The organism is Mesorhizobium sp. 113-3-9, assembly GCF_016756515.1.
Classification (GTDB): Bacteria; Pseudomonadota; Alphaproteobacteria; order Rhizobiales; family Rhizobiaceae; genus Mesorhizobium.
This window is the reverse complement of sequence record NZ_AP023246.1, coordinates 3,576,585-3,602,458: the sequence shown is the minus strand read 5'-3', so window position 1 is coordinate 3,602,458 and position 25,874 is coordinate 3,576,585. Positions and strand designations below refer to the sequence as shown.

Sequence of the window (25,874 nt, the reverse complement as noted above, 5' to 3'; positions counted from 1 at the left end):
TCAAACGGGCGGACGGCTCACCGCCGCCTGCTTCCAATGCCCTCATCGGTGTCGGCGAGCAGCTTGTGCACGGCATTGCGGGCCGCCGCCGGCCGTTGCAGGCGGATGTTCTTCTCGATCGCCTCATGCAGTTTCTGCGCTCGCCGCTGGTCGCCGACCTGCCGCGTGGTGAAGACGAAGAGATGGTCGAGCGCGGACTCGATCAGCACGCCGAGCGGCACCAGAAGGTCATTGCCCGAGGCCCGCAGGATGGCGAGGTGAAAGCGTGTGTCGGCGCGGATGCGTTCCGGCAGGTTGGCCGCCTCGCCCATCTCGCGGCAGGCAAGGCTGATCTCGGCCATCTGCTCGTCGCTGCGCCGCATGGCGGCAAAGGCCGAAGCTTCCGGTTCGATGATATGGCGAAACTCCTGCACGGTGCGCAGGAAGGCCTCGCGGTCGGGCGCGGTCGCGTACCAGGCGAGCACGTCGCGGTCGAGCAGGTTCCAGCGCTCCTTCGGCTCGACCCAGCTGCCGATCTTGGGGCGTGATGCCAAAAGGCTCTTGGCCATCAGCATCTTGATCGCCTCGCGCACCGCCGAACGGCTGACATTGAAGGTTTCGGCCCATTTGGCCTCGTTGGGCAGGATGCTGCCGGGCGGATAATCGCCGCGCACGATGCGCAGACCGATCTCGCTGGCGAGCGAGGCATGAACACTGGATCCGGGAAAGTGCGCCGCATCGGCCCTGCGCATGACCGCCGGATCGCGGCTGGCTTGCGCCTTGGCCCGGCTGGCTTTTCTTTCTGCCTTCTCGTGCGGCATCCACGTTCCAATAGGTCGGCTGCCTGTCGTCCGGATGGATCCGTACCTGCGTGGCGCGCGCCGATCCCGTTGCCGAAAATCCAAACCATGGACGCGACAAGGCCGGAGCCTGTTGCCCCTCGCCACGGCGTCTCGCTCAGGAATTGACGGGGCGCCCGTTTGCCGAGCGCCCCGGATCTAAAAGCTACTTCTGGATACAGGTGTCGACCGTATCCTTGGTGCATTCGTCGAGGCCGGTGAAGACCGGATCGTCGACCTTCTTGCCCGTGATCAGGTCGATCATCACCGACGGCGCCTTGTAGCCCATTTCAAAGGGCCGCTGGCCGACCAGCGCGGTGACAAGGCCATCCCTGGCGATCGCCACCTCGTCGCCGATCGTGTCGGCGGCGCCGATGACGAAGTCGTTCTTGGCCAGCCGGTCCTTCAACGGTCCAACCAGGTCGCGATAAGGCTGCGGCGCGCCGAACAGCGGCCAGCCGCCCATGATGCCGAAAGCATCGAGCTTGGGGTTGGCGGCAAGGATATCGGTCATTGCCTGCACGCCCTTGGCACCGTCGTCATTGGTGAACACCGGGCAGCCTGCGACTTCGGTCCAGCCGCCTTCGCCGGCAAGTGCCGCAAGCCCTTCCTTGCCCGTCAGGGCGTCGCGCATGCCTTGCGCGCGGCGCAGGATGTTATCGGCTGCCGGGTTGCCCTCGATGGTGCAGATCGTGCCGCCATTCGGCTTGGCCTTCTTGATGTATTCGCCGATCTTCTTGCCCATCAGGTAGTTGTCGGTACCGAGATAGGTCTTGCGAAGGGCTGCGTCCTCCTTGGCGAGGTCGGCGTCGACGGTCATGATCGGGATCGTCGGATTGGCGGTCTTCAGCGTCTGCGCGATCAGCGGCGCGTTGGACGGCGAGATCGCCACCGCCGCCGTGTCAGGCTTGCTCAGTATGTCCTGAAGGATCTGGGCTTCGCCGGCCTCGTCGGAAGTCGACGCCGGACCAGTGTAGAAGCATTCATATTCCGAGCTGGCGTTTTCCTTGTTCCATTTCTCGCAGCCCTGGTGGATGGCCTCGAAGAACGGGTTGTCGAGACCTTTCACCACGATGACGAGCTGCTTCTTGGCCAAGGCCGGCCCGGCGCCCAACGCCATGGCGGCGACGGCGGCGAGCAAAACTGTTTTCCTCATATCAGTCCTCCCTTGAAAAACAGACGGACACGGCGTGCCCGCCACACAAATCGGCCCCAACGCGAGATGGCAGGGCGAATGCCGGTGCCGCCTGGCAAGACCGATAAGCATTTTCAGATGCGACCGGACCGGCAGTGCCGGCACGGTCGATGATCTCGCGCCGACCCCACCGTCGATCATGGTTCGGGGCCGGCAAATCTTCCTCCGACCCTCAGCTAATAACGGCAAGCCGCCAACGTCAATTGCTATTTGTCCTACAAAACGGATTTTTCGGAACCGCCATTCATTATTCGTCCGACAATTGCCCTATTTCCTATTCATCGGACAATTGACGCCCGCACGGGCATTTGCGTAAATGCCTGATATCGCTGTTTCCGGGAGGAGCTGGGAGAGCGACGCGAAAGCCGCCCCTGTCCCGGGCATGCGGCAAGCACAGGGAGGCAAAGGCTGGTGGCGGTTCTCGAACTCACCAACATCTCGAAGCATTTCGGCGCCATCCAGGCGGTCAACGACGTGTCGCTGTCGATCGAGCCCGGCCAGGTCGTCGGCCTGATGGGCGACAACGGCGCCGGCAAGTCGACGCTGGTCAAGATGATCGCCGGCAATTTCCGGCCGAGCCACGGCGCGATGCGGATGGATGACAAGGAACTGATCCTGCACAAGCCGGTCGAGGCGCGCCAGCACGGCATAGAGATCGTCCACCAGGACCTGGCGCTCTGCAACAATCTGACCGCGGCGGCGAACGTCTATCTCGGGCGCGAGTTGCGGCGCGGCGTCGGTCCGTTCCGCATTCTCGACTATGCGGCCATGTACAAGCGCGCCGGCCAGATCTTCGCCGAGCTCAAGTCCGAAACCCGGCCGCGCGACCTGGTCAAGCAGATGTCGGGTGGCCAGCGCCAGGCGGTGGCCATCGCCCGCACCATGCTGTCGCAGGCCAAGATCGTGCTGATGGACGAACCGACGGCGGCGATCTCGGTCAGGCAGGTCGCCGAAGTGCTCAACCTGATCCGCAATCTGCGCAACCAGGGCATCGCGGTGGTGCTGATCAGCCACCGCATGCCCGACGTCTTCGACGTCGCCGATCGCGTCATCGTCATGCGGCGCGGCAGGAAGGTCGCCGACAAGACGATCGCGTCGAGTTCGCCCGAGGAAGTCACCGGGCTGATCACCGGCGCCATCGAGCAGGCGGCATGACGGCGCAAAACCCGTATTTCACCACGCTGGCGCGCATCGCAGCCGGCAGGAAAGGTCGATAATGGCAGTCACCCTTGACCAGACGATCGCGCAGAAGCAGCACACTTTTCTGTCGCGGATGTTCTCCAGCCAGACGTTCTGGGTGGTGATCGCCGTCATCCTCGCCTGCATTTTCCTGTCGTTTGCCACCGATGCCTTCGCCACATCGAAGAACCTCTACAACATCACCCGCAACGTCACCTTCGTCGCCATCGTCGCGCTCGGCATGACCTTCGTCATCATCACCGGCGGTATCGACCTGTCGGTCGGCTCGGTGCTGTGCCTGTCGTCGATGGTGCTGGCCGTCACCATGCATGCCGGCTATTCGATCGAAATCGGCATCCTGGCCTCGATCGCCACCGCGCTTGCGATCGGCGCCTTCAACGGGGTCATGATCGCCTATCTCGGTTTCCCGCCTTTCGTGGTGACGCTCGGCATGCTGTCGATTGCCCGCAGCCTGGCCATGGTCGCCTCCAACAACACCGTCGTCTTCCAGTTCGGGCCGGACCATAACAAGCTGCTGGCGTTGGGCGGCGGCGCCTGGCTGTTCGGCATCGCAAATCCCGTGCTCTACATGATCCTGCTGGCGTTGATCACCGGCTTCATCCTGCGCTGGACCAAGTTCGGCCGCCACATCTTCGCCATCGGCGGCAACGAGCACGCTGCAACCCTGACCGGCGTGCCGGTGCGCCAGATCAAGGTCGCCGTCTACATGATCTCGGCACTGTCGGCGGGCATTGCCGGCATCATCCAGACCGGATGGCTCGGCGCCGTCACCACCAATCTCGGCACCGGCATGGAGCTGCAGGTCATCGCGGCCACCGTCATCGGCGGCGCCAACCTGGCCGGCGGCGTCGGCACCGCTTTTGGCGCCATCGTCGGCGCGGCCCTCATCGAGGTGATCCGCAACAGCCTTGGCCTGCTTGGCATCAATGCCTTCTGGCAAGGCACCTTCATCGGCGGCGCCATCCTGCTGGCGGTGCTGTTCGACCGCATCCGCAACTTCAGGCGCAGCGATTAGCGCCTGTTTTTTCCTTCTCCCCTTGTGGGAGAAGGTGGATCGGCGCGCAGCGCCGAGACGGATGAGGGGTGTTCCAGCGGAGTGAGACGTCGGCGTTCCCTGGAACACCCCTCATCCGACCTCGCTTCGCGAGGCCACCTTCTCCCACAAGGGGAGAAGGGAAAACCCTATCGCTCAGTCTGAAAATCGGCCAGTGCGGCCCGCCATCAGTACCGGCCAGAAGCCGATGCCTTGACGGAACCCGGAAACCGGCCGCACAATCCCGATGCAGGCGAAGGGAGGCCAGTCGCCTGCGGGAGGATATACCCATGACGGAAGCGATCAGGCTCTACTGGGGCCGGTTCGGACATGTTTCTATCCTGAATGTCGCAAGCGACTTCGTCACCCATGCCCATGTCGAGGCACATCTGATCATCTGGCTGGAAGGCACCGCCGGCGAAATGACAATCGGCCGCGAGACAGTCCGGCTGGGACCACACACCGCCGCCGGCATCAATTCGCTGCAGCCGCACAGCCACGTCCTGTCGCATGATGGCAGGCCGGGCCTTTTCCTGGCCTTTTACATCGATCCCGACTGGGCGCGCCGCCGCCGCGACCTGCCCTCCTCCGCGCCATTGTTTGCCCAGGCGGCGATCACGCTGGAGCCCTGGCTGCACCAGGCCGCCGCAAGCCTGCTCGACCATCTGACCGACAATGAAAGCGTCGACGACGTCGCCAACTACGAGATCGAGCGCTTCATCGATAGCGTGCTCGATGCCGCCGACGCCTCGGCGCCGCAGGACACGCGCATCCGCATCAGCACGATGCAGGATTTCCGCGTCCGCAAGGCGATCCAGCTGATGAAGGCCAATGTCTGCGAGCGCATCTCGTTCGATGACGTGGCGCGCAGCGTCGGGCTGTCGCGGCCGCATTTCTTTGCCTTGTTCAAGGAACAGACCAACCTGACGCCCAACGTCTACTGGAACACGCTGCGCATGGAAGAGGCGGTGCGCCAGCTGCAATGGTCGCAGGAGCCGCTGATCTCGGTCGCCTGCAATCTCGGCTTCACCACGCAGGGCAATTTTTCGCGCTTCTTCCGCGACCATGTCGGCGTGCCGCCGACACTCTACCGCGAGGCAGCGCGGGCAACGCCTTGAGCTCCAGCCGCCTGTTTTTTCAGACTCCTTGATATGCGCTCAAGACGCATTGATAAGCGTCACCCGCGCCAGCCCCCTACCCTTGCCGCAACGATCATTCGCAAGGGAACATCTTATGGCCAAGGTCACCATCTCCAGCGTCATCGACGCGCCGGTCGAAAAAGTCTGGGCACGCATACGCGACTTCAACGGCCTGCCGGGCTGGCACCCGCGCATGGTGGAAAGCCATATCGAGGATGGCAAGGACGCCGCCGCGATCGGCTGCGTGCGCAACTTCCAGCTCGCCAGCGGTGCGCGCATCCGTGAGAAACTGCTCGACTTCTCCGACGACAATTTCCTCGTCAGCTATTCCATCCTCGAAACGCCGCAGCCGCTCACCAACCACAAGGCGACGCTGCAGCTTCGGCGCGTCACCGATGGCGAGCGCACCTATGCCGAATGGACCGCCAGCTTCGACGCCGCGCCGGAGGATGCGGACAAGCTGGCCGAGGGCATGGGCGCCAATGTCTTCCAGGGCGGCTTCAACGCCCTGAAGAGCCACTTTGCCGGCCAGGGCTGAATCGGGCTTCAGAACAGGAGTGTTCCATGGCGCTTGCCCTCCAGACATTCCCGACCGTGAAGGACGCCAATGCGGCGCTGAAGACGGCCGGCACCCGCTATCTCGGCGGCGGCACACTCGTGGTCCGCGCGGCCAATGAAGGTGATGTCTCGGTCTCCGGCCTGGTCAGGTCGACCGACCCGACCCTGTCGGCCATCACGGTCGCCGACGGCAAGGTCCGCATCGGCGCCTCGGTGACAATGGCCGCAATCGCCCGTCATCCGGATCTTGGTGCGCTCGCCAAGGCCGCGCGCGCCGTCGGCGGCCCGGCGGTCCGCAACATGGCGACCGTCGGCGGCAATCTGTTCGCGCCCGCGCCCTACGGCGATTTCGCCGTTGCCTTGCTGGCACTCGACGCCACGGTCGGCACCGATGACGGCGAATTGCCGATCGAGACCTTCCTGGCCGGGCGGGACGGCAGCCGCTCCATTATCACGTCGGTCGGCTTCACGCTGCCGAAGGCCGACGGCTTCCGCTTCCTGAAAGTATCGCGGATCAAACCCAAGGGCGTCTCGGTGCTGAGCATCGCCATCGTTCTGGAGCAGGCCGCGGGCGGCACCGTCTCTTCGGCACGGATCGCGCTCGGCTGCATGGCCGATCGGCCGGTGCGTGCCAAGGCGGCGGAAAAGGCACTCAAGGGAAAGACGCTTGACCAGAACGGCATCGCACCGGCACTGGCCGCCGCCGCCGAAGGCACCACGCCCATCACCGATCCGATCGCCAGCGCCTGGTACCGCGCTGAGGTCCTGCCGGTCCATCTCGGCCGGCTGCTGCTGAGTTGAAATAACGAGTTGGGGGGCGCGCGTCTGTCCGATCCTTCGGGCGGACGCGCAAGGAGGAAACATGGCGAAGGTCCCGGTTCAATTCACGCTCAACGGCTCCGAAAAAGCCGAATTCATCGACAGCGGCACGACGCTGCTCAACGCCTTGCGCGACAAGATCGGCGACACTTCGCCGAAGGGCGGCTGCCACCAGGGCACTTGCGGCGCCTGCTCCGTCATCATCGATGGCGAGCTCCGGCTGTCTTGCCTGACCTTGGCTGAAACTTGCAACGGAACAGCCATCACCACGACATCGGGCCTCGCCGAAGGCGGCGTGCTGCATCCGCTGCAGCGCGCCTTCCTCGACACGTTCGCCACGCAATGCGGCTTCTGCACACCGGGCATGATCATGGCGGCCAAGGTGCTGCTCGACCACACGCCCAACCCCACCCGCGACGACGTGGTCGAGGCGCTGTCGGGCAACATCTGCCGCTGCACCGGCTACGAGCCGATCATCCAGGCGGTGCTTACGGCTGCGCGTTCCAATTCGCAGAATGCCGCCTGAGGGACCAAGAGAATGGAACTGCGCAAGAACTACTTCGCCGATGTCCGCAAGGACGATCTGCACGAGATCGGCCAGCCGAGGGCCCGTTCGGATTCGCCCGGCCATGTCACCGGCAAGACAGCCTTTTTCGCCGACCGCAACTTTCCCGGCATGCTGCACCTGAAGATGGTGCGCAGTCCGCACCACCACGCCCGCATCCGCTCGATCGACACGTCGGAGGCGGAGAAACATCCAGGTGTGGTCAAGGTCCTGACCGCCAAGGACGTGCCGCACAATGTCTACACCATCCTGATCCTGATCCAGGTCGGTCCTGAGGACGAGACGGTGCTGGCCGACGGCAAGGTGCGCTGGAAGGGCGAGGCCGTGGTGGCGGTGCTGGCCGAGACGGAGCGCGCCGCGCAGGAAGCCGCCGCCAAGGTCAAGGTCGACTATGAAGTGCTGCCGGCCGTCTTCGACATGGAGGAGGCGCTGAAGCCCGGCGCGCCCTTGGTCAACGAATATCACGGCCAGAACTACTATCTCTATGACAGCGGCGAGTGCCGCAAGGTGCGCTTCGGCGATGTCGAGGCGGGCTTCGCCGAGGCCGACCACATCCTCGAACAAAGCTATCAGTCGTCGCCCATCGAGCATGCGCCGACCGAGACCACCGGCTGCGTGGTAATGCCCGAGGGTAATGACCGCTTCACTTGCTACACCAACACGCAGGCGATGTTCTTCACCCTAGACAACACGTCGATCATCCTGCAGATGCCGGGCTCGAAGCTGCATTTCGTCGGCGGCACGGTCGGCGGCGGCTTTGGCGGCAAGGTCGACGTCATCGTCGAGCCGATCGCCATCCTGGGCGCCAAGCTAACCGGACGACCGGTCTGTTTCATCTACAGCCGCGAGGAGGAGATGCAGATCTCCTCGCCCCGCGCGGCCGAAAAGGTGGTCATCAAGGACGGCGTGATGAAGGACGGCCGCATCGTCGCCCGAAAGGTCACCGGCTACACCGATGCCGGCGCCTATTCGCGCCACTCGCCCTATGGCGCGCAGAAGGGTGCCGGGCACTATCCCGGCCCCTACACCATCCCGAATGTGTGGATCGACACCTACTGCGTCTACACCAATCGCACACCGTCGTCGGCCATGCGCGGCTTCGGCGTCACCATCGGCGACTTCGCGCTGGAGGTGCAGATGGACAAGCTGGCACGGCTGATCGGCATGGACCCGCTCGAATTCCGCTTCATCAACGCCTATCGCGACGGCGACATGAAGGCGCATCGCCAGCCGACGGAAGGGGCGGCACTCATCGAGTGCATGCAGGAAGCCTCGCGCGCCGCCAACTGGCCGGTGGCGGAGAAATACATGGCGATGTCGTCCTACGTGAAGGGAGCTTGAGATGGCGATCAGGCGCGGACGCGGCGTCGCCGCGATCAACTATCCCACCGGCATGAATCTCGGCGGCGACCCGACCCAGGCGCTGGTCCACTCGACGCCGACTGGCAATTTCATGGTGACGCTGTCGTCGGTCGATCTCGGCCAGGGCATGAAGCAGATCATGGCCCAGATCTGTGCCGAAACCATCGGCGTGCCGACCGACCGCGTCGTCGTCGACACCGCCGACACCGATACCGGCCCGCACTGCATGGGCACGTTTGCCTCGCGCGGCACGCACCGCGCCGGCAACGCCGTCATCCAGGCGGCGAAAGAGGCTCGTCAGGTGATGCTGGAAGTGGCGGCGGAAGAACTGGAGGTCAACGCCTCCGACCTCGAGACCGACGGCCAGGGCAACATACTGGTCAAAGGCGCGCCGCAGAAATCGATCTCGATCTTCGACGTCGCGCTGTCGGCGCATTTCAAGCGCGGCCGCTCGATCTCGGGCCGCGGCATGTTCCTGATCCCGCGTTCCTATCCCGAGAAGGAAACCGGCGCGATGAAACCGTCGACCTGCTACGCGCATGCCTGCACGGTGGCCGAGGTCGAAGTCGACGACGAGACCGGCGAGGTCACCGTGCTGACGGTCAAGAACGTCTTCGAGATCGGCCGTGCGCTGAACCCGAAAATGGTCGAGCAGCAGCTGGTCGGCGGCTCCTGGATGGGCATCAGCCACGCGCTCTACGAGACGACAGAGCCCTACTACCCCAACCGCGATCATGGCGGTACCGACTTCAACCAATATCTTATGCCGGGGCCAGGCGACCTTGCCAGGACCGAGATCATCGTTCTGGAGCGGCCCTCGGCGGATGGTCCTTACGGCGCCAAGGGGCCGGGCGAAATGTGCGCCAATCCGCAGATACCGGCGGTCGCCAATGCCGTCTTCGACGCCGTCGGCGTGCGCATCGACACGCTGCCGATCACACCGGAGCGCATCCTGCGCGCGCTCAAGGCGCAAGCGGCGAACTGACATGCCCGAGGTGAAAGCCGAGACTGTCGCGACCTCGCCGGAGGCGGTGGCGTCTCATCTCGCCGCCTCGCGCTATCTGGCCGACGACAGCCTGGCCACCGCCATCTTCCTGGCGATCCGATTAGGCAAGCCGCTGCTGCTCGAAGGCGCGCCGGGCGTCGGCAAGACCGAGGCGGCGAAGGCTGTCGCCGAGCTGCTTGGCCGCGATCTGGTGCGGCTGCAATGCTATGAAGGCATCGACGCCGCGCATGCGCTCTACGAATGGAACTACCAGCGCCAGCTGCTCGCCATCAGGCATGCCGGCGAACACGAAATCGACATTTACGACGACCGCTTCCTGATCGCCCGGCCGCTGCTGCAGGTGTTGCGGGCGCCGGAGCAGCGCGTGCTGCTGGTCGATGAGATCGACCGTTCGGATCATGAGTTCGAGGCGCTGCTGCTCGAATTCCTCTCCGATTTCCAGATCAGCATCCCCGAGCGCGGCACCATCCGCGCCGCCGCGCAGCCGATCGTCATCCTGACCTCCAACCGCACCCGCGAATTGGCCGAAGCCCTGCGGCGGCGCTGCGTCTACCACTGGATCGGTTATCCCGATGCCGAGCGCGAAGCCGCCATCATCATGCTGCGTGCCGGCGATGTCGCTGAAGGTACCGCGCGAGCCGTGGCGGCAGCCGTGCAGACCATCCGTGCCCGCCCGCTGGCCAAGCCGCCCGGCATCGCCGAGGCCGTCGAATGGGCCAATGCCGCCACCATCCTTGAGAAAGGCGGCAGCCCGTGGCCCGAAGCCTTCCGCCGCGCCATCGGCGTGCTGATCAAGGACGAGGAGGATCTGTCCTATATCGCGCCGGAGCTTGGCCGCATTGTCGAGGAGGCGCTTGCGTGAGCGCGTTGCCCCGCGCCGCCACGCCCTTGCTCGGCTTCGGCCAGCTGCTGCGCCGCTATGGCTTCGCCATCGCCCCCGAGCAAATCTCCGGCTTCATGCAGGCGGTCACGCTGCTCGGCCCCCGCTCGATGGCCGATATCCGCGAGGCGGCCCTTGCCACGCTGGCGCCGCCGCCCGATCGCCGCGACGAATTCGAAGCGCATTTTCAGAGCCATTTCTACGGCAACACTTCGGCCGTGGTCGAAGGCGACGCGGACGAGGAAACCCGCATCAAGGATGATGGCGGCGCTGATGACGAGCGGATCGAAGCCGAGCACAGCCAGGAAGGCGGCGAGCTGTCCTCCGCCCTGGAGCAATTGAGCAGCCGCGACTTCCAGCGCGACGACGACAGGCTGACCGCCTTTCAACGCAAGCTCCCGTCCGCCCTGCCCGCCCGCCGCTCCTTCCGCACCGTGCGCACGCCTTCGCGCGGCAAGCTCGACCTGCGCCGCTCGCTGCGCGAAATCGTCAGCGCCGATGGCGACGTGCCCTCACCGCTGCTGCGTCGCCGCCAGACCGTGCCACGCAAGCTGCTGCTCCTGATCGACGTCTCCGGCTCGATGAAGCTGCACACGGCGGACTATCTCAAGCTCGCGCACGCCATCGTGCAAGGCGCCGACCGCGCCGAGACCTTCACCTTCGGCACAAGGCTGACCCGCATCACTACCGCACTGCGCGTCCGCGACCGCGACCAGGCGCTGGCGCGCGCGGCGGCTCAGGTCGACGACTGGGACGGCGGCACCCGCATGGGACCGACACTGCTCGCCTTTCTCTCTGTGCCCCGCTTTTCGTCCTTCGCCCGCGGTGCGGCGGTCGTGATCCTGTCTGACGCTCTCGAGCGCGGCGACCATGCCGAGATGGAGACGGCCATACGCAGGCTGAGCGCCCGAGCCTTCCGGCTGTCGCTGGCAACACCCTTGGCCGGCGACCCGCGCTTCCGGCCGGCAACGGCGGCACTGCGCGCCATCCTGCCTGATCTCGACGATCTCATCGACGGCTCGTCGTTGACCAGCCTCACCGATTTCATCCTGTCGCTCGCCCACCCCGCCCCGGCGGCCGAGACCATCTGGAAAAGGGTATCGTGATGCAGAAAGCCATCGACGCGCATTTCCACATCTGGCGTCAGAAGGACCAGCCATGGCTGGTCGGGCCGATGGTGCCGCGCATCTTCGGCCCCTACGAGCCGATCCGCCGCGATTATCCGATCGGCGAATTCCTCGACGACCAGAAGGGATCAGGCGTCGAGAAGGCCGTCTATGTCCAGACCAACTGGGCGAAGGAGGATTTCGAGAAAGAGGTCGCCTTCCTGCAGAAGACAGCGGATGAAACCGGCTGGCCGCACGCCATCGTCGGCTATGCCGACATGACGGTGGATGATGTCAGGCCCCAGATCGACCGGCTGATGAAATGCAAACTGCTGCGCGGCGTGCGCATGCAGCTGCACTGGCACGAAACGCCAGCCTTCCGCTTCGCCGCTTCGGCCGATCAGGTGATCGACCCAAAAGTGCGCGCCAACGTCGCGAGGTTGAAGGACTATGGCCTGTCCTTCGACCTGCAGCTTTTCCCGGCCCAGATGAAGGACGGGCTGACGCTGGTCGGGGAGAATCCCGAGACCAGCTTCATCCTCACCCATGCCGGCATGCTGACGGGCACGGATCAGGAGACCACCGAGGCCTGGAAGGCGGGGCTGCGCACGCTCTCAGCGGCACCCAATCTCTATGCCAAGCTCTCCGGCCTCGGCACCTTCGTCCACCGCAACGACCCGGCGCTGATCGCCTATATCGTCGACAACGCGATCGATATCCTGGGGTCCGACCATCTGATGTTCGGTTCGAACTTCCCGATCGAGAAACTCTGGACCACCCACACCGAGCTGATCAAGGCGCACCGCGAAGCTGTAGCGAAGCACGGCGCGGCGGCGGAAGCTGATATCTTCTGGAACACGGCGGAGCGAGTGTATCGGCCGGTGTAGCGCTCTTTCTCCCTTCTCCCCTTGTGGGAGAAGGTGGCCTCGCGAAGCGAGGTCGGATGAGGGGTGCTCCAGGGAACACCGACGTCTCACTCCGCTGGAACACCCCTCATCCGTCTCGGCGCTGCGCGCCGATCCACCTTCCCCCACAAGGGGGGAAGGAAGAAGCTACCACCACAAGCCCTCACTGCGTCGGCAGCATGCCTTCGACGTCGCTGGCCGCATCCGTGAGCGCTTCCTTGGGCGAGGCCGACTGGTCGACGATCGTCTGCGTCACCTTCACACCGTTGGTGCCCGGGAAGGCATACCACGGAACCATCAGCGGCATCTGGCTGAGCCCGGCCTGGAACAGCGGGTTCTTCTTGTAGAAATCGCCGAGATAGTCTGACGATTTCGCCGCCAGTTCGTTGTTGGGGACATAGCCCGTGCCCGGCACGACGACGGAAGCGCCATAGGGGCCGGCGGCGAATTTCGCGAACTTCCAGGCGGCCTCCTGCTTGGCCGTATCCTTGGTCAGGATGACCACGGCGTTGCCGCCGGTCGGCAGACGGCCGTTGACCGGATCGATCAGCGGGATCTTGGCGGTGCGCAGCGTGAACTTGTCGCCGACATTCTTGATCGTGTTGACCAGCGCGCCGGTGGTCTGGAATTCGAAGCCGACCTTGCCGGCCGCGAAAGCCTGCTCGCCCGCCGGCTTGGTGAAGACCGGCATGCCGCCCTCCTTCACCATCCGCTCCAGGATCTCCACCGCCTTCTCGCCTTCCGGGCCGTTGAAGGCGACCTTGCTTTCGTCCTCGTTCAGCATCTTGCCGCCGGCGCCGAACAGCAGCGCCGAGAACATCCAGTCATCGCCCTGCCAGCGGAAGTCGATACCGTCGACGCCATTGCCGAGCGCCTTGATCTTGCCGCCGAGCGCGATCACCTCGTCCCAGGTCCTGGGCGGATTGTCCGGATCGCCGCCGGCCGCCTTCACCAGGTCGGCATTGTAATACATGATCGGGTTGGAGGTGGCGAAGGCGAGACCAACCTGCTTGCCGTTGACCTGCGCCAGCTTCAGGATCGTGTCGGAGAAGCCGAGCTCCGCCATATTGCCTTCCTTCTTGACCAGCGGGCCGAGATCGACGGCGACGTCGCGCTCGTTCAGCATACGCAGGCGGTTGAGGCCGATGAAGGTGATGTCGGGCATCTCGTCGGTGCCGGCCTGGCGAAGAATGGTCTGGATGCCTTCCTCATAGGTCGCCGACGGGCTGGCGAACTGGATCTTGATATCAGGGTTTTCCTCCATGAACTTCTTCGAGATCGTGTCCATCACGTTCTTGAAAAAGCCGGGCATCGGGTAGTGAACCGTCAGCGTCGTCTCGGCATAGGCCGGAAGGGCCGCCGCCAGCGACACCGCCGCCGCGGCGAAAATCCTGGAAAAATGCTTCATTGCTCGTGCTCCTTGTTGGCCCAGTCAATTATTGGCAGATTCAACCTTTGAGACCGGTCATGGTGATGCCCTCGACGAAACGCTTCTGCGCAAGCAGGAAGGCGGCGACGAGAGGAAGGGTGATGATCAGCGTGGCGGCCATCAGCGCGCCGTAGTCGTCGCCGGCCTCGGCCGCGCGGAAATACATCAGGCCGAGCGGTGGCGTGGCGTAGGCCTGCTTGCTGACGACGATCAGCGGCCAGTAGAGGTCGTTCCAGTGCGCGACGACGGAAAAGATCGCGAAGGCTGTGACCGCCGGCCACGCATTGGGCACGATGACGCGCGCGACGATGCCGAGTTCGGACATGCCGTCGAGCCGCGCCGCGTGCAGCAGGTCGTCGGGCATGGCGCGGAAGAACTGCAGGAACATGAAGATCGCGAACACCGATATGGTGAAGGGCGCGACCAGCGAGGTGTAGCTGTTCAAGAGCGACATCCTGTCGAAGGCGACATAGAGCGGCAGCGCCGTCGCGTGGATCGGCACCAGAAGGCCAAGCATGACCAGCACCATCATCAGCCGCGCGGCCCGGAACTTCAGCTTGGCCATCGCGTAGGCGCAAGGGATCGCAACCACGACCTGGAAAAAGAAGATCAGGCCGCACACGACGACGCCGTTCCACAGCAGCGTTGCCATCGGCACCTTGGCCAACGCCTTGGCGAAATTCTCGGCAAAGTAGAAATGCTGAGGGATGAGCGACAACGACGAGGTGAAGATATCGCTCTGCGTCTTGCCCGCCGTCGAGATCATGAAGATGTAGGGCGCAAGGATCATCAGCGCGCCGAGCGAAAGCAGCGCGAAGCGGATGATGCGGCCGGCCGGAATGCTCGTCATGTGTAGTGCACCCGCCGGTCGAGTACGCGGTACTGCAGCAGCATCAGCACGACCAGGATCGCCAGGAAGACGACGGTCATTGCCGAGGCGTAGCCGACCCGCAGATAGACGAAACCCTCCTGGTAGATGGTGAAAAGCAGCACTTCCGACGCCTTGTTGGGGCCGCCATCGGTCAGCATCTTCACCGTTTCGAAAACCTTCACCGCGTTGGTGATGCTGATGGTGACGACGAACAGCGTCGTCGGTCCAAGCATCGGCCAGGTGACCAGGAAAAACCGGTCGAGTGCCGATTTCGCGCCGTCGACATGGGCGGCGGCATAGAGTTCGCGCGGGATCGCCGTCAGGCCCGCCAGGAACAGCACCATGTTGAAGCCGACCGACTGCCAGATGCCGATGATCGACAGGCTGTAGAGCACGGTGTTCGACGCGCCGAGCCAGTTCGGGCCGGGGATGCCGGCAAGCGAAAGCAGCGCGTTGAGCGGCCCGATCGTCGGGTGGAAGATGTACTGCCAGACGGTCGCCATCGCGACGATCAGCGAGGCGACGGGCAGGAAATAGACGGTGCGGAAAAAACCGCGCGCCCGGCCCTCGCCTTCGATCAGCAGGGCAACGCCCAGGCCAAGCACGATCGAGACCGGCGCGACGATGGCTGTATAGACCGAGGTGTTCCACAGCGACCGGCGAAAGGTACGGTCGTTCAGGAGATGCGCGTAATTCTCGAAGCCGACGAAGCGGAACTTGCCGTAGCCGAGCTCGAAATCGGTGAAGCCGAGAAAGATGACGGCGGCCACCGGCAACAGCACGAACAGCAGCAACAGCACGATGGCCGGCGCCGCCAGCAGCCAGGCGGTCCGGTCTTCGCTGCGCGCGCGCAACGCCGCCGCGCTCGGGACATTGCCCGCCAGCGCGACGCTAGACATAAGCCGGCTCCTGCCGCGCGCCCGCCACATCCGCAGTGCGCAGCCGCCGTCCCTCCGGCCCGAAGACCATCGCCTGTTCGGGCGACAGATGGATGCCCACCGGCATTCCGGCAATCAGGTCCCTCGCCTCATGCGGCGCCAGCTTGGCGATGATGATGTCGCCGGAGGCGTCGAGGCGGCAATGGGCAATGACTTCCGAGCCGAGGAATTCGAGGCGCTCGATCCGTCCGGCAAGGCCGCTCCGGCCGCTGGGGGAAAGCCTTACGAATTCAGGCCGGATGCCGAGGCTGACCGGCCCGGTCGCAACCTTCTCCAGCAGGGCCAGCCGGATGCCCTCGAAGCCGACACGGCCACTTTCGGCCTGTGCCTGGATGATGTTGATCCTCGGTTGGCCGACGAAGCGCGCGACCTCGATATGGGCGGGATCGTTGTAGATCACGTCGGGCGCTGCAAGTTGCAGCAGATTGCCGCCGATCATCACCGCCACGCGGTCGGCCATCGAAAGCGCCTCGGCCTGGTCGTGCGTCACATAGAGCGTCGGCACGCCGGCGCGGCGGTGCAGTTCGACGATCTCGCCGCGGGCATGGACGCGCAGATTGGCGTCGAGATTGGAGAGCGGCTCGTCCATCAGGAAGATCGAGGGCTGGCGCACCATGGCGCGGGCCAGCGCCACGCGCTGCCGCTGGCCGCCCGACATCTGCCCCGGCTTGCGGTCGAGCAGGTGGTCGATCTTGAGCAGACCCGCCATCTCGCGGACATCACGCGCGATGCCGGTGCGGATATCTTTCTGGCCGGGCAGCAGCGGGCCGACGAGCGGCAGCCGCTGCGACCGGCTCAGCCGCTTCATGGCAAGCGGAACGGCGATGTTCTGGCCGGCCGTCAGATGCGGATAAAGCGCGTAGGACTGGAACACCATGGCGATGTTGCGGTCGGCCGCGGCAACCGGCGACATGTCCCTGTCGCCGACGAAGATCTCGCCGCTGTCTGCATGGTCGAGCCCCGCCAGGATGCGCAGCAAGGTGCTCTTGCCGCATCCGGAAGGACCGACCAACGCGATGAACTCGCCGGGCTCCACATCAAGGCTGATGCCGTTCAGAATGGCATTGCCGCCAAACGACTTTTTCACGCCGCGAAGCGAAAGCGCGCTCATGACGCGACCTTCTTGCGAACCTTGTGCGCCTCGTGCGGATAGACCTCCTCGACCACGTCATCCAGGACATGGGCCGTCATGCCGGGGATGGCGACGATCTCGCTGGCGATCGTGTCGGCGAATTGATGGACAACGGCGCCAAGCAGCCGCTCGCCCCGCATATCGCGCTCCATGTCGCCGACGACGAAGGCCGCCGACGGACCCCATACAAGCGACGTGTTTTCATATTTGCCCTGCCATGCCCGGTGCAGGTGACCACTGGCGAACAGCGCAACATCGTGGGCGCCGATCAGCTCATAAAGACGCTGCCGCTGCGCCGGCCTGACGCTCCAGTAACCCGTGTCGCCCTCGCCGGGCTCGTCGATGAAGAGCGGCTTGTGGGCGAAGAGCGCGACGCGCCGGCCGCCGCGGCTTTCCAGTGCGGTCCGCAGCCATTCGAACTGCGCCTCTTCCTCCGCATCGTCAAAACCCATCAGCAGGCTGTCCAGCCCGATGAAGCGCCAGGTGCCAGCGTCCTCCATCCAGTAATCCGGGCCAACCAGCCGGCGCCAGCGCTCGAGGCGCCCGGCATTGACCGGCTGCAGCGAACCGGGCAGATGGCCGACATCGTGATTGCCGGGCACCAGCAGCATCGGCTTCGAGATCTCCCGCATCAGATCCATGCAGAAGGCAATGTCGTCGTCCCGGTCGGCACCGTCGACGCTGAGGTCGCCCGTGTGGATGACAAGGTCAGCACCGCTCTGCTCGATCCAGGCGGCAAGCGGCTGCCAATTGCCGTTGAAATGCGGCTTGGTCGGGCTGAAATGGGTGTCTGTGATCTGAACGATTTTCATGCCGGCTCCACCATGCGAGCCGAGCCCCCCGGCGAGCGGCATCGCATGGGGTTTCCTTAGTGCCGTTCCATGTCACTTCCTTAACAGGCGCTGGTGTAAACCGCGCAATTGCGGGCAGCGGCCGGCGAAGGGTAGCCGGCGGCAACCGGCGCAGCGTGGAAAGCGACCGGATTTCAGTCGCTTGCCACTGCTTGACTACAAAACAGCCGCGCTCACAATCTTGCGACGGCGCGGCGGGAAATCACGCTCACTTCACCTCGAATTGCGGGTCGACCGGAATCTGCATCGCCGTGACCAGATGGTTGGTCTGCCCCGCCAGCCCGATGATTGACACCAGCTCGCCATGCTGCGCATCGGTCATCCCCTTGGCGCGCGCCGCCGCCGTGTGCGAATGGACGCAGTAGGAACAGCCATTGGCGGTCGAGACGGCGATATAGATCATCTCCTTGGTCAGCGGATCGATGGCGCTGTCGGCCACCATCACCACCTTGAGCTGCTCCCACACCCGCTTCAGCGACACCGGATCATTGGCCAGCCCGCGCCAGAAATTGTTGACGAAATCCGATTTGCGCGTCGCGCGGATATCGTCGAACACGGCCTTCACCGCCGGGATTTTTTCAACCTCGACATCACTGAGGAGTTTTGTGGTGGCCATGGGGTGGTCCTTCCGTTTCGATCGATGAATTAGGTCGTTGAATCAAGCTTGGAGCAAAGGCGGCTAACCAGCATCTCTGATTCAGTTTTTGATGCAGATTTGAGCAGAACCGTGGAGGTTTGCGGAGCCCCTCCTCACCTTCGTCATCCTAGGGCGGAGCAGGAGCGAAGCTCCGTCGCGGAGACCCTGGGATCCATTCCGTGACGTCTATCGAAGTGTGCAGCGGAGCAGAATCCTGCACCGTGGCGGCGCATCCGAGTCCCGGCATGGATCCTCGGGTCTGCGCTGCGTCGCTACGCTCCTTGCTCCGCCCGTGGATGACGAAATGAGGGATGCCTCGGCTAATCTCCGGTGTTCGATCCAACGGCGCGATCATCCGCTTTACCCCGCAACCTAATGCACGGCCGCGTACATGATCTTCTCCTCCGTGGCCTCGGCCGGCGAAAACTCCTCGACGATGCGGCCCTGGCGGCAAACGAGAATCCGGTCGGACAGGTTCATGATCTCCGGCAGGTAGGAGGAGATGACCACGACCGCCAGCCCCTCGTCGGCCAGCCGGTTGATGATCTGGTGGATCTCGGCGATGGCGCCGACATCGACGCCGCGCGTCGGCTCGTCGAAGATGACGATGCGCGGCTTTTGCACCAGCCCCTTGCCGATCACCACCTTCTGCTGGTTGCCGCCGGAAAGCTCGACCACGCGCGCATTGTCGTTGATCGCCTTGATATTGAGCGTCTTGGTCCATTCGGCCGAGAGCTGCCGCATCTCCTGCGCATTGATCACCCAGGCCTTTTCGCGGCCGGCCGCCAGCAGTCCGCCGAACAGGTTCTCGGCAATGCCCATCGTCTCGAAAATGCCTTCGCTCTTGCGGTCCTCGGTGACATAGACGATGCCGTCGGCCACCGCCTCGCTCGGCACGAGATAGCGCACCGGCCTGTCATCGAGCTCGATCGCCCCGCCGCGCAAGAAATCGCGCTTGTAGATGCCGGACACGATCTTGAAGGTCTCGGTCCGGCCGGAGCCGATCAGCCCGAACACACCGGTGATCTGGCCTTCGAAGATCGAGAAGGAATTGTTGCGCACGACATTGCTCATCGAAATGTCCTGCACCGACAGCACCTTCTTGCCCGCCTTGCGCAGCCTGGCCTCGTCACGCTGACGGTAGATCTGCCCCGACAGTGTGCGCCCGACCATGGCGGCCACGATCTTGTCGCGGTCGAAGGCGGAAGTATCGTCGGTGACGACCAGTTCGCCGTCGCGCAAAATGGTGATGCGGTCGGCAATGGCAAGCGCCTCTTCCAGCGCATGGCTGATGAAGACGATCGAGACCCCATTCGCTTTCAATCGGCGGATCAGCGCGAAGAAATGCCGCTTCTCCTCAGGCGTCAGCGTCGCCGTCGGCTCGTCGAAGATGATGATTTCGGCATTGTGGTGCACCGCACGCGCGATCTCCACCATCTGCCGCTTCGCCGCGCCCAGCGTCGCCACCATCGCGTTCGGATCGACCGGGAAATTCAGCGACTGCAGGAACTGCTGTGCTGAAATATACGTGCCGCGCAGCCGGTTGAGGAATTTTTCAGTACCGAGATAAAGGTTTTGCGCCACCGTCATCGACGGCACCAGGCTGGTCTCCTGGAACACCATGGCGATGCCGGCCTCGAGGGCCGCATGCGGCGAGGCGTAGGCGATCTCGCGCCCCTTGTGGAACATCTTGCCGGAGGTGGCGTCGACGACGCCGGCGATGATCTTGGTCAGCGTCGATTTGCCGGCACCATTCTCGCCGAGCAGCGCGTGGATCTCACCCTTGCGCAAATCGAAGCTGACTTGCCTCACCGCAGGCACGCCGCGATAGGTCTTGGTGACGTTCTCCAGGCGAACGATCGGCTCCATCAGAAACCTCCCGAGTCGACGGCCAGCACGCAGTCGCCACCCTTGGAGGCGATGAACAGCCGGCCGTCCTTTTCCGCCACACTGCAGATGCCATGGCGCGTGCCGTTGGCGCGGCTGTGCAGGCTGAACTGCGGCTGCATGTTCCGATCCAGTTTGACCACCAGCCCGTAGGAGCGGCTCGGCGACCATGGCTTGTGGATGCCCATGGTGCGGATGCCGCCGCATTGCAGCGGTTCGAGGAAACTGCGGTTGGAGGCCAACGCCGGCGCGATCCAGTAGGCCGGCGGGACCTGGTCGATCATGTCCTGCCGGTAGTGCGTCTCCTGCAAGACGAATTCGATCAGCCGGTTGCGCGGCGCGAACAAGGTCAGCCACGCCCCGCCGTCGCGCGCCGGCGCGAGCCGCGCGGGATAGCCGGGCAGATGTGTCAGCACCGTCGAACGGTTGCCCGTCGCGCTGCTGAAACGGATAAGCTGGTGGCGCCAGCTTTCGCTCACCAGAACGCCCTCGCCTGCCGGGTGAAGCCCGTTGGGGAACGCGATGTCGCCGGCAACTTTCTGGAAGCCGATCGCTCCCGGGCCACATCGCCACAGCGAACCGGACGCGCCCTTCTTCATCAGGTCGGCGGCCCATTGCGATGGCGCGTGCTCAGCCGAACCATTGGCGAGCCAGAGCGTGCCGTCATCGGCATAGGCAAGTGCCGTGATGCAACGCACATCCGTCGGCAGCGACACCTCCTTGCCCGATATCAGCAGCTTGCCGCTTTCGAGCGCCACCGTCAGTTCACCCGATGGCGACAGCGCCAACGCCGAGACGGGGGACGCAAAAGTCTCGACAAGCTCGGGCCCGGCTCCGGCGCCAAGCGAATAGACGGCGTTGCCGCTTGAGGCGAGCAACCTCTCACCGGAGGCCAGCAGATTGTCCGGCTCGGTCAGTTCGGCAAACGCAGGCGCGTCATCGAGCCGCGTGTTGGGCCGGAAGGCGCCGTCGAGCGGCGGGATGGTGACCGCCTTGCCGCGAAACATATCCAGGATCGGATCGAGGATCATGGCTTTGCCCCCCAATAGGAAGCGGGGCTGGTCCAGTTCGGGTCGGCGCCCGAAATCTTGTAGCGGCCGATGCGGTTGTTGAGGATGCCGCCGACGAAAAGATATCCCTTGTGCTCGCGCATCGAGGTGACCATCGGATGCGCATCGCCGGTGAGGTCGCCAAGTGCCTCGACGATGCCGCCCTTCTCGTTGAATTTCACCACGCCGCCGGTGTTGATGTTGGGGAACAGCCACTCGTCCTGCGGCAGCCGGCGCGTCATGCGCTTGCGCATATCGGGATGGCGCAGCGACAGGTCGAAGCTTGGCGTGCGCATGCCCAGCCACGCCATCCAGTAATTGCCGTCCGAAGCGCGGTTGATGTTGTCTGGATAACCCGGCATGTCGCGGATGACGCATTCTGCGGTGCCGGCCTTCGGCCCTTCGAGCCAATAGCGATGCACGCGGCAGGCCCAGCTTTCGGCGAAGAACAGCGACTTGCCGTCATGGGCCATGCACACCCCATTGGTGTAGCGATAGCCGTCGAGCAGCGTCTTCGTCGAACCGTCTTTCGGATCGTAGACCAGCAGGCGCCCGGTGGCGCGATTCTCGATCGAATCCAGCGCCCAATCGTGGGCGTCATATCGCTTCGTCGAATCCGTGAAATAGATGCGGCCGTCCGGCGCGATGTCGCAATCATTGGGATCGCGCAGCCGCGCATCGTCGACGATGGACGTCCAGGAGCGCGACGTCTCCGCCGACAGGCGTTTCACCTCCCGTTGTGGCGAGACGGAATAGAGCCCCATGGCGCCGACGCAGCTGATCAGATTGCCTGTCTTGTCGAAGGCGAGCCCGAGGGGAAAGCCGCCAATATGGGCGAACACTTCCGATTTGACATAATCAGGCGCGAAGAAGCGCACGATCTCGCCGTGGCGTGTGCCGCAATAGAGATGGTCGTCGCGGTCGAGGATGACGTCCTCCGGCCCCTCCAACTCGCCGAGCCCGATATGGTCGGCCGCCGACAGCCGGTTGTCGAGTTCGTATGATGTGCCGGAGCCCGGCACCGCAGACTGTGTCTCGCCCATCTTTAGATAGACCGGCGCGACATAGACTTCGTTGAGCACCTTGTGGCGGTTCTTCAGCCAGCGGATGTCGATTGTCACCGCCACCGCCAGCATGATGCCGAGCACCATCTGGTTGGTGCCGGTGCCGTAGCCCAGCCGGATCAGCCCGTTGGTCATGGTCAAGACGATGATGGCGCCCATCAGCCCCTTGATCACCGAGCCGCGCCCGCCGCCAAGGCTGACGCCGCCGACCACCGCGGCCGTCAGCGCCATGATTTCGAGGTTGAGGCCGGTGCCCGGCCCTGCACCGCTCAAGCGGCAGGCAATGAGGAAACCGCCGATCGAGGCGCAGAAACCCGAGAAGACATAGGTCATGAACACGGTGCGGCGCACGCGGATGCCGGCATTGTGCGCCGATCGCCTAGAGCCGCCGACCGCCAGCACATGCCATCCCGGCCGCGAGCGCGTCAGCGCGATATGGGTGACGACGGCGAGGATGATCGCCAGCCACACCGAGACCGAGAGGCCCCAGAAGGTGCTGTCGCCGATGAAATCGAGCACATCAGACGTGGCGGTCGAAAGCTGCACGTCGGCGGCATAGGTGGTGACAAGGATGTCGAACAACGCCCGCCCGAAGATGAAGGTGACCAGCGTGGTGAGGAAGGCGCGCAGTCTGAGATATCCGACGAGGTAGCCGTTGATGGCGCCGAAGACGAGGCCGGTGGCGAGCGAAGCGGCCAGCGCCAGCCAGATCGACTGTTCGAGGATGAAGAACACATAGACGGCCGAGAAGCAGGACAGCGCGAAGATCGAGCCGACCGAGAGATCGATGCCGCCGCCCAGCATCACCACCGTCATGCCGGTGACCACCATGGAGAATTCGCCGAGTTGGCGGGTCGATTCCTGCAGCGACGTCAGTTTGAAGAAACCCGGAATGATCGAGCCGAACACGCCGAGCGTTGCCACCAGCGCCAGGAACGGAATGGCATTGTCGGTCCAGCGTTTGGTCAGGATCTCGCCGACCAGATGGTCGGGCACGAGATTGTAGCGCCAGGACTGAAGGCGTTCGCGAAAGGACATCGGCTCACTGCGGTACGAGAAAGAGGTGGCCGGGCAATCCGGCCACCTCATTGATATCTGTCGGGAACGTGCGGTTTATTTCGCCGCCGCTTCGGCTTGCAACGCCTTCAGGTCCCAGCAGCTGTCGGGCTTGAGATCGGCCTTGGTCGTCGCCTTCTCCAGCGTATAGATATAGGTGTGCGAGGTGCCGGCTGGCTGGCCGCTCTGCAGCAGGAACTTGATGATGGCGTTCATGTCGCCCGACTGGCGGGCAAGATCGGTCATCACCACGGCGCCATAGGTGCCATCCTGCAGCTTGTCGCAATCGGCCGCCTTCTCGCCGCCGCCGGTGGTGACGAGAAACACCTTGCCGTCGAGCTTGGCGTCGCGGATCGCGGCGGATGCGCCGGTGGCGTCGCCATCCCAGAAGTCGATGATCGAGCAGATGTCCGGGTTCTGCTGCAGCATCGTCGTCGTCACGTTGCGCGAGGTCGTCGCATCCCAGTTGGAGTCGGGCTTGGCCACCACCTTGAAGTCAGGATGCTTTTCCAGCACCTTCATGATGCCGGCATACTGATAGAGGCTGGAAGAGTTTGCCTGGTCGCCCTGCACCAGTCCGATCTTCTTCGATGAGTTTTCGCCGCAGCCCTTGATCGCCGCTTCGGCCTCTAGTTGGCCGAGCCGGTCCCAGTCGCTGCCGACGAAGGCATCGGCCGGGAAGTTGGCGGGGTTGTCGACCAGAAGCACATAGGTGCCGGCGGCCTGCGCCTTCTTCATCAGCTTGGAATAGGAGTTGAGGTCCGGTGCATGGATGATCAGCACGTCGGGCCTGGTGTCGGACGAGATCGCGTCGGTGATCGCCTGGGCGCCCGCATCGACCACCCAGTTCGGATCACGCGTCTCGAACACGCCGCCCCAGGCCTCGACTTCGGTCTTCAGATAATGCGCCCAGCCCTGCGCCAGGTCGAAGCCCATCGCCAGCGGCACCAACATGACGCGCTTGCCCTTGAGCGCCTGCGCATAGGCGGCCGGGCCTGGATCATCGGCGGCGAAGGTCGGCGCCACGAAGGCGGTCACGGCCAGCGCCGTGGCGGCGGCCATCAGTGTTCTGATCAGTTTCATGTCACATCCTCTGTTTCGATTGTCATTGCCGGCCGATCGTCGCGATCGTTCCGGGTACCCCTAAATGTCGCCTTGCTGCGCGGTCTGTTCGTCGCGTGGATTGATGATGCCATCGACGATGATGGCGCCGAGCAGGATCGCTGCCTTGATGAGGTTCTGGTAGAGTAGCGGAATGTCGATGATGGTCATGGCGTTGAGCAGGATGCCTATCAGCGCCGCCCCAACCAGCACGTTGCGCACCCCGCCCCGTCCGCCCGACAGGCCGATCCCGCCGATCACCGCCACCAGCACGATGTCGTAGAGCAGCGTCGAATTGACGACGCGCGTGTTGATCGAATGCAGGCTGGCCGCCGTCAGCAGGCCGGCGATCAGGGCAACGAAGGCAGACAGCACGTAGCGCAGCACCAGCATCGGCCGCACCGGGATGCCGATATTGCGGGCCGCGACCGGATTGTCGCCGGCAAAATAGATATAGCGCCCCCATTTGGTGTAACGCAGGAAGAGGAAGAACAGGAAGGCGAGGCCCGCGAAGACGAACACCTCGATCGGGATATCGAGGAAGCGTAGGCCGCCGAGCAGTTCGACCCAATGTCCCTGCGGCACCGGCACCGCATCCTGCGTGATCAGTTGCGAGCGCACATAGCCGAAGACGAAGGAGCCGGTGGCCAGCGTCACGAAAATCGCCGGCACGTCGGCATAGGCGACGAGGAAGCCGTTGAGCAGCCCGATGGCGAGCACGCCGGCCAGCACATAGGCGAAGGCCAGCCCGTCCGAGGTCCCCGTATTGAGCAGTTGCAGATACCACGCAACCGACATCGCCATGATCGCCACGGCGGACAGGTCGATACCGCGGCCGATGATGACGACAGCCATGCCGAGCGCCAATATGCCCAGCACCGACACCGAGCGGACAATGGCGACGAGGTTGTTGGGATCTATGAAGCCCGGCAGCCCTATTGCCGCGGCAACGAACAGCACCACGGCAATGGCAAAGACAATGCCTTCCTGATTCAGGCTCCTCGGATTTAGCCAGCCGGTCGTGTTCATGTCTGCATTTGCCCCGATGGCAGCGCTGCCATCCCGAAAGCAAAAGCTAATCGGCTCAGCGCCGGTTCGTCAAATGAATCCGCGTTCAGAACACCGGCTGATGTCGATATTCACCGGGTGGACACATTGATTGCCGAAACTGGCGCAATGCGCGGAAACTCCTGCATTTTTGGCAATCGATTGCGCCATCGCAGCCATTTACGAAAGCGTCGCATCAAGGCGAAAGGATGAGGCGGAATTTATC

The 25,874-nt window shown here is 64.0% G+C and carries 24 protein-coding genes; 11 read left to right on the top strand and 13 right to left on the bottom strand.

Annotated features, from left to right (window positions below):
* Window positions 1–17 precede the first annotated feature (17 nt).
* Both MesoLj_RS17545 and MesoLj_RS17540 read right to left on the bottom strand, forming a co-directional pair.
* Window positions 18–800, bottom strand: coding sequence for a FadR/GntR family transcriptional regulator (locus MesoLj_RS17545; protein ID WP_140775707.1), 783 nt, complete (start codon window positions 798–800; stop codon window positions 18–20).
* A 184-nt stretch (window positions 801–984) separates the two neighbouring features.
* Window positions 985–1,974: a sugar-binding protein gene (locus MesoLj_RS17540; protein WP_140775706.1), complete on the bottom strand. Its 990-nt coding sequence runs from the start codon at window positions 1,972–1,974 to the stop codon at window positions 985–987.
* Window positions 1,975–2,424: 450 nt separating this feature from the next.
* Here MesoLj_RS17540 and MesoLj_RS17535 point away from each other — a divergent pair, with 450 nt between their 5' ends.
* From MesoLj_RS17535 to MesoLj_RS17485, 11 genes are all read left to right on the top strand, one after another.
* Window positions 2,425–3,168: an ATP-binding cassette domain-containing protein gene (locus MesoLj_RS17535; protein WP_056571811.1), complete on the top strand. Its 744-nt coding sequence runs from the start codon at window positions 2,425–2,427 to the stop codon at window positions 3,166–3,168.
* A gap of 61 nt (window positions 3,169–3,229) precedes the next feature.
* The gene (locus tag MesoLj_RS17530) at window positions 3,230–4,228 is read left to right on the top strand and encodes an ABC transporter permease (RefSeq protein WP_140775705.1); all 999 of its coding nucleotides are present in this window, start codon (window positions 3,230–3,232) and stop codon (window positions 4,226–4,228) included.
* A gap of 308 nt (window positions 4,229–4,536) precedes the next feature.
* Window positions 4,537–5,364: an AraC family transcriptional regulator gene (locus tag MesoLj_RS17525; RefSeq protein ID WP_202326897.1), complete on the top strand. Its 828-nt coding sequence runs from the start codon at window positions 4,537–4,539 to the stop codon at window positions 5,362–5,364.
* Window positions 5,365–5,479: 115 nt separating this feature from the next.
* Window positions 5,480–5,923: an SRPBCC family protein gene (locus MesoLj_RS17520; protein ID WP_202326895.1), complete on the top strand. Its 444-nt coding sequence runs from the start codon at window positions 5,480–5,482 to the stop codon at window positions 5,921–5,923.
* Window positions 5,924–5,949: 26 nt separating this feature from the next.
* On the top strand, window positions 5,950–6,744 hold the full coding sequence (locus MesoLj_RS17515; RefSeq protein WP_202326894.1) for an FAD binding domain-containing protein: 795 nt from the start codon (window positions 5,950–5,952) through the stop codon (window positions 6,742–6,744).
* A gap of 61 nt (window positions 6,745–6,805) precedes the next feature.
* The gene (locus MesoLj_RS17510; RefSeq protein WP_065005353.1) at window positions 6,806–7,288 is read left to right on the top strand and encodes a (2Fe-2S)-binding protein; all 483 of its coding nucleotides are present in this window, start codon (window positions 6,806–6,808) and stop codon (window positions 7,286–7,288) included.
* 12 nt (window positions 7,289–7,300) lie between these two features.
* Complete coding sequence (locus tag MesoLj_RS36635) at window positions 7,301–8,668, top strand: xanthine dehydrogenase family protein molybdopterin-binding subunit (RefSeq protein ID WP_202326893.1); 1,368 nt, start codon at window positions 7,301–7,303, stop codon at window positions 8,666–8,668.
* A gap of 1 nt (window position 8,669) precedes the next feature.
* Window positions 8,670–9,674 carry a xanthine dehydrogenase family protein molybdopterin-binding subunit gene (locus MesoLj_RS36630; protein WP_140775700.1) on the top strand — a complete coding sequence of 335 codons (1,005 nt, stop codon included), beginning with the start codon at window positions 8,670–8,672 and terminating at the stop codon, window positions 9,672–9,674.
* Window position 9,675: 1 nt separating this feature from the next.
* Complete coding sequence (locus MesoLj_RS17495) at window positions 9,676–10,557, top strand: AAA family ATPase (RefSeq protein WP_202326892.1); 882 nt, start codon at window positions 9,676–9,678, stop codon at window positions 10,555–10,557.
* Window positions 10,558–10,562: 5 nt separating this feature from the next.
* Window positions 10,563–11,681: a vWA domain-containing protein gene (locus MesoLj_RS17490; RefSeq protein ID WP_244735549.1), complete on the top strand. Its 1,119-nt coding sequence runs from the start codon at window positions 10,563–10,565 to the stop codon at window positions 11,679–11,681.
* On the top strand, window positions 11,681–12,568 hold the full coding sequence (locus MesoLj_RS17485) for an amidohydrolase family protein (RefSeq protein WP_202326891.1): 888 nt from the start codon (window positions 11,681–11,683) through the stop codon (window positions 12,566–12,568). Before MesoLj_RS17490 ends, MesoLj_RS17485 begins: the two co-directional genes overlap by 1 nt.
* Window positions 12,569–12,749: 181 nt before the next feature.
* On the opposite strand, the gene MesoLj_RS17480 is transcribed toward MesoLj_RS17485, so the two are convergent.
* From MesoLj_RS17480 to MesoLj_RS17430, 11 genes are all read right to left on the bottom strand, one after another.
* Window positions 12,750–13,994, bottom strand: coding sequence for an ABC transporter substrate-binding protein (locus MesoLj_RS17480; protein ID WP_202326890.1), 1,245 nt, complete (start codon window positions 13,992–13,994; stop codon window positions 12,750–12,752).
* Between the two features lie 40 nt (window positions 13,995–14,034).
* Window positions 14,035–14,865 (bottom strand): carbohydrate ABC transporter permease, encoded by an 831-nt coding sequence (locus MesoLj_RS17475; protein WP_140775695.1) that lies wholly within the window; start codon window positions 14,863–14,865, stop codon window positions 14,035–14,037.
* The gene (locus MesoLj_RS17470; RefSeq protein ID WP_202326889.1) at window positions 14,862–15,785 is read right to left on the bottom strand and encodes a carbohydrate ABC transporter permease; all 924 of its coding nucleotides are present in this window, start codon (window positions 15,783–15,785) and stop codon (window positions 14,862–14,864) included. The genes MesoLj_RS17475 and MesoLj_RS17470 overlap by 4 nt, the downstream gene beginning before the upstream one ends.
* The gene (locus MesoLj_RS17465; RefSeq protein WP_202326887.1) at window positions 15,778–16,935 is read right to left on the bottom strand and encodes an ABC transporter ATP-binding protein; all 1,158 of its coding nucleotides are present in this window, start codon (window positions 16,933–16,935) and stop codon (window positions 15,778–15,780) included. Before MesoLj_RS17465 ends, MesoLj_RS17470 begins: the two co-directional genes overlap by 8 nt.
* A complete protein-coding gene (locus tag MesoLj_RS17460) occupies window positions 16,932–17,768 on the bottom strand; it encodes a metallophosphoesterase family protein (RefSeq protein WP_202326885.1) in 837 nt (278 codons plus the stop codon). Before MesoLj_RS17460 ends, MesoLj_RS17465 begins: the two co-directional genes overlap by 4 nt.
* Window positions 17,769–18,015: 247 nt before the next feature.
* The gene (locus MesoLj_RS17455) at window positions 18,016–18,423 is read right to left on the bottom strand and encodes a carboxymuconolactone decarboxylase family protein (protein ID WP_140775691.1); all 408 of its coding nucleotides are present in this window, start codon (window positions 18,421–18,423) and stop codon (window positions 18,016–18,018) included.
* A gap of 393 nt (window positions 18,424–18,816) precedes the next feature.
* Entirely contained in the window at window positions 18,817–20,313 is a 1,497-nt protein-coding gene (locus MesoLj_RS17450; RefSeq protein WP_140775690.1) for a sugar ABC transporter ATP-binding protein, read from the bottom strand.
* Entirely contained in the window at window positions 20,313–21,362 is a 1,050-nt protein-coding gene (locus MesoLj_RS17445; RefSeq protein WP_202326884.1) for a hypothetical protein, read from the bottom strand. Before MesoLj_RS17445 ends, MesoLj_RS17450 begins: the two co-directional genes overlap by 1 nt.
* Window positions 21,359–23,482, bottom strand: coding sequence for an ABC transporter permease (locus MesoLj_RS17440; RefSeq protein ID WP_202326883.1), 2,124 nt, complete (start codon window positions 23,480–23,482; stop codon window positions 21,359–21,361). Before MesoLj_RS17440 ends, MesoLj_RS17445 begins: the two co-directional genes overlap by 4 nt.
* A 75-nt stretch (window positions 23,483–23,557) precedes the next feature.
* The gene (locus tag MesoLj_RS17435; protein WP_140775687.1) at window positions 23,558–24,583 is read right to left on the bottom strand and encodes a sugar ABC transporter substrate-binding protein; all 1,026 of its coding nucleotides are present in this window, start codon (window positions 24,581–24,583) and stop codon (window positions 23,558–23,560) included.
* Window positions 24,584–24,643: 60 nt separating this feature from the next.
* The gene (locus MesoLj_RS17430; RefSeq protein WP_140775686.1) at window positions 24,644–25,630 is read right to left on the bottom strand and encodes an ABC transporter permease; all 987 of its coding nucleotides are present in this window, start codon (window positions 25,628–25,630) and stop codon (window positions 24,644–24,646) included.
* Between the last annotated feature and the right edge of the window lie 244 nt (window positions 25,631–25,874).

Bases quoted from the DNA above. Each gene is read 5' to 3' on its own strand.
- MesoLj_RS17480 (WP_202326890.1), bottom strand. From the start codon at position 13,994: ATGAAGCATTTTTCCAGGATTTTCGCCGCGGCGGCGGTGTCGCTGGCG.
- MesoLj_RS17445 (WP_202326884.1), bottom strand. From the start codon at position 21,362: ATGATCCTCGATCCGATCCTGGATATGTTTCGCGGCAAGGCGGTCACC.
- MesoLj_RS17475 (WP_140775695.1), bottom strand. From the start codon at position 14,865: ATGACGAGCATTCCGGCCGGCCGCATCATCCGCTTCGCGCTGCTTTCG.
- MesoLj_RS17525 (WP_202326897.1), top strand. From the start codon at position 4,537: ATGACGGAAGCGATCAGGCTCTACTGGGGCCGGTTCGGACATGTTTCT.
- MesoLj_RS17495 (WP_202326892.1), top strand. From the start codon at position 9,676: ATGCCCGAGGTGAAAGCCGAGACTGTCGCGACCTCGCCGGAGGCGGTG.
- MesoLj_RS17430 (WP_140775686.1), bottom strand. From the start codon at position 25,630: ATGAACACGACCGGCTGGCTAAATCCGAGGAGCCTGAATCAGGAAGGC.
- MesoLj_RS17450 (WP_140775690.1), bottom strand. From the start codon at position 20,313: ATGGAGCCGATCGTTCGCCTGGAGAACGTCACCAAGACCTATCGCGGC.
- MesoLj_RS17465 (WP_202326887.1), bottom strand. From the start codon at position 16,935: ATGAGCGCGCTTTCGCTTCGCGGCGTGAAAAAGTCGTTTGGCGGCAAT.
- MesoLj_RS17435 (WP_140775687.1), bottom strand. From the start codon at position 24,583: ATGAAACTGATCAGAACACTGATGGCCGCCGCCACGGCGCTGGCCGTG.
- MesoLj_RS17440 (WP_202326883.1), bottom strand. From the start codon at position 23,482: ATGTCCTTTCGCGAACGCCTTCAGTCCTGGCGCTACAATCTCGTGCCC.
- MesoLj_RS17470 (WP_202326889.1), bottom strand. From the start codon at position 15,785: ATGTCTAGCGTCGCGCTGGCGGGCAATGTCCCGAGCGCGGCGGCGTTG.
- MesoLj_RS17510 (WP_065005353.1), top strand. From the start codon at position 6,806: ATGGCGAAGGTCCCGGTTCAATTCACGCTCAACGGCTCCGAAAAAGCC.
- MesoLj_RS17530 (WP_140775705.1), top strand. From the start codon at position 3,230: ATGGCAGTCACCCTTGACCAGACGATCGCGCAGAAGCAGCACACTTTT.
- MesoLj_RS17545 (WP_140775707.1), bottom strand. From the start codon at position 800: ATGCCGCACGAGAAGGCAGAAAGAAAAGCCAGCCGGGCCAAGGCGCAA.
- MesoLj_RS17485 (WP_202326891.1), top strand. From the start codon at position 11,681: ATGCAGAAAGCCATCGACGCGCATTTCCACATCTGGCGTCAGAAGGAC.
- MesoLj_RS17455 (WP_140775691.1), bottom strand. From the start codon at position 18,423: ATGGCCACCACAAAACTCCTCAGTGATGTCGAGGTTGAAAAAATCCCG.
- MesoLj_RS17520 (WP_202326895.1), top strand. From the start codon at position 5,480: ATGGCCAAGGTCACCATCTCCAGCGTCATCGACGCGCCGGTCGAAAAA.
- MesoLj_RS36635 (WP_202326893.1), top strand. From the start codon at position 7,301: ATGGAACTGCGCAAGAACTACTTCGCCGATGTCCGCAAGGACGATCTG.
- MesoLj_RS17460 (WP_202326885.1), bottom strand. From the start codon at position 17,768: ATGAAAATCGTTCAGATCACAGACACCCATTTCAGCCCGACCAAGCCG.
- MesoLj_RS17540 (WP_140775706.1), bottom strand. From the start codon at position 1,974: ATGAGGAAAACAGTTTTGCTCGCCGCCGTCGCCGCCATGGCGTTGGGC.
- MesoLj_RS36630 (WP_140775700.1), top strand. From the start codon at position 8,670: ATGGCGATCAGGCGCGGACGCGGCGTCGCCGCGATCAACTATCCCACC.
- MesoLj_RS17515 (WP_202326894.1), top strand. From the start codon at position 5,950: ATGGCGCTTGCCCTCCAGACATTCCCGACCGTGAAGGACGCCAATGCG.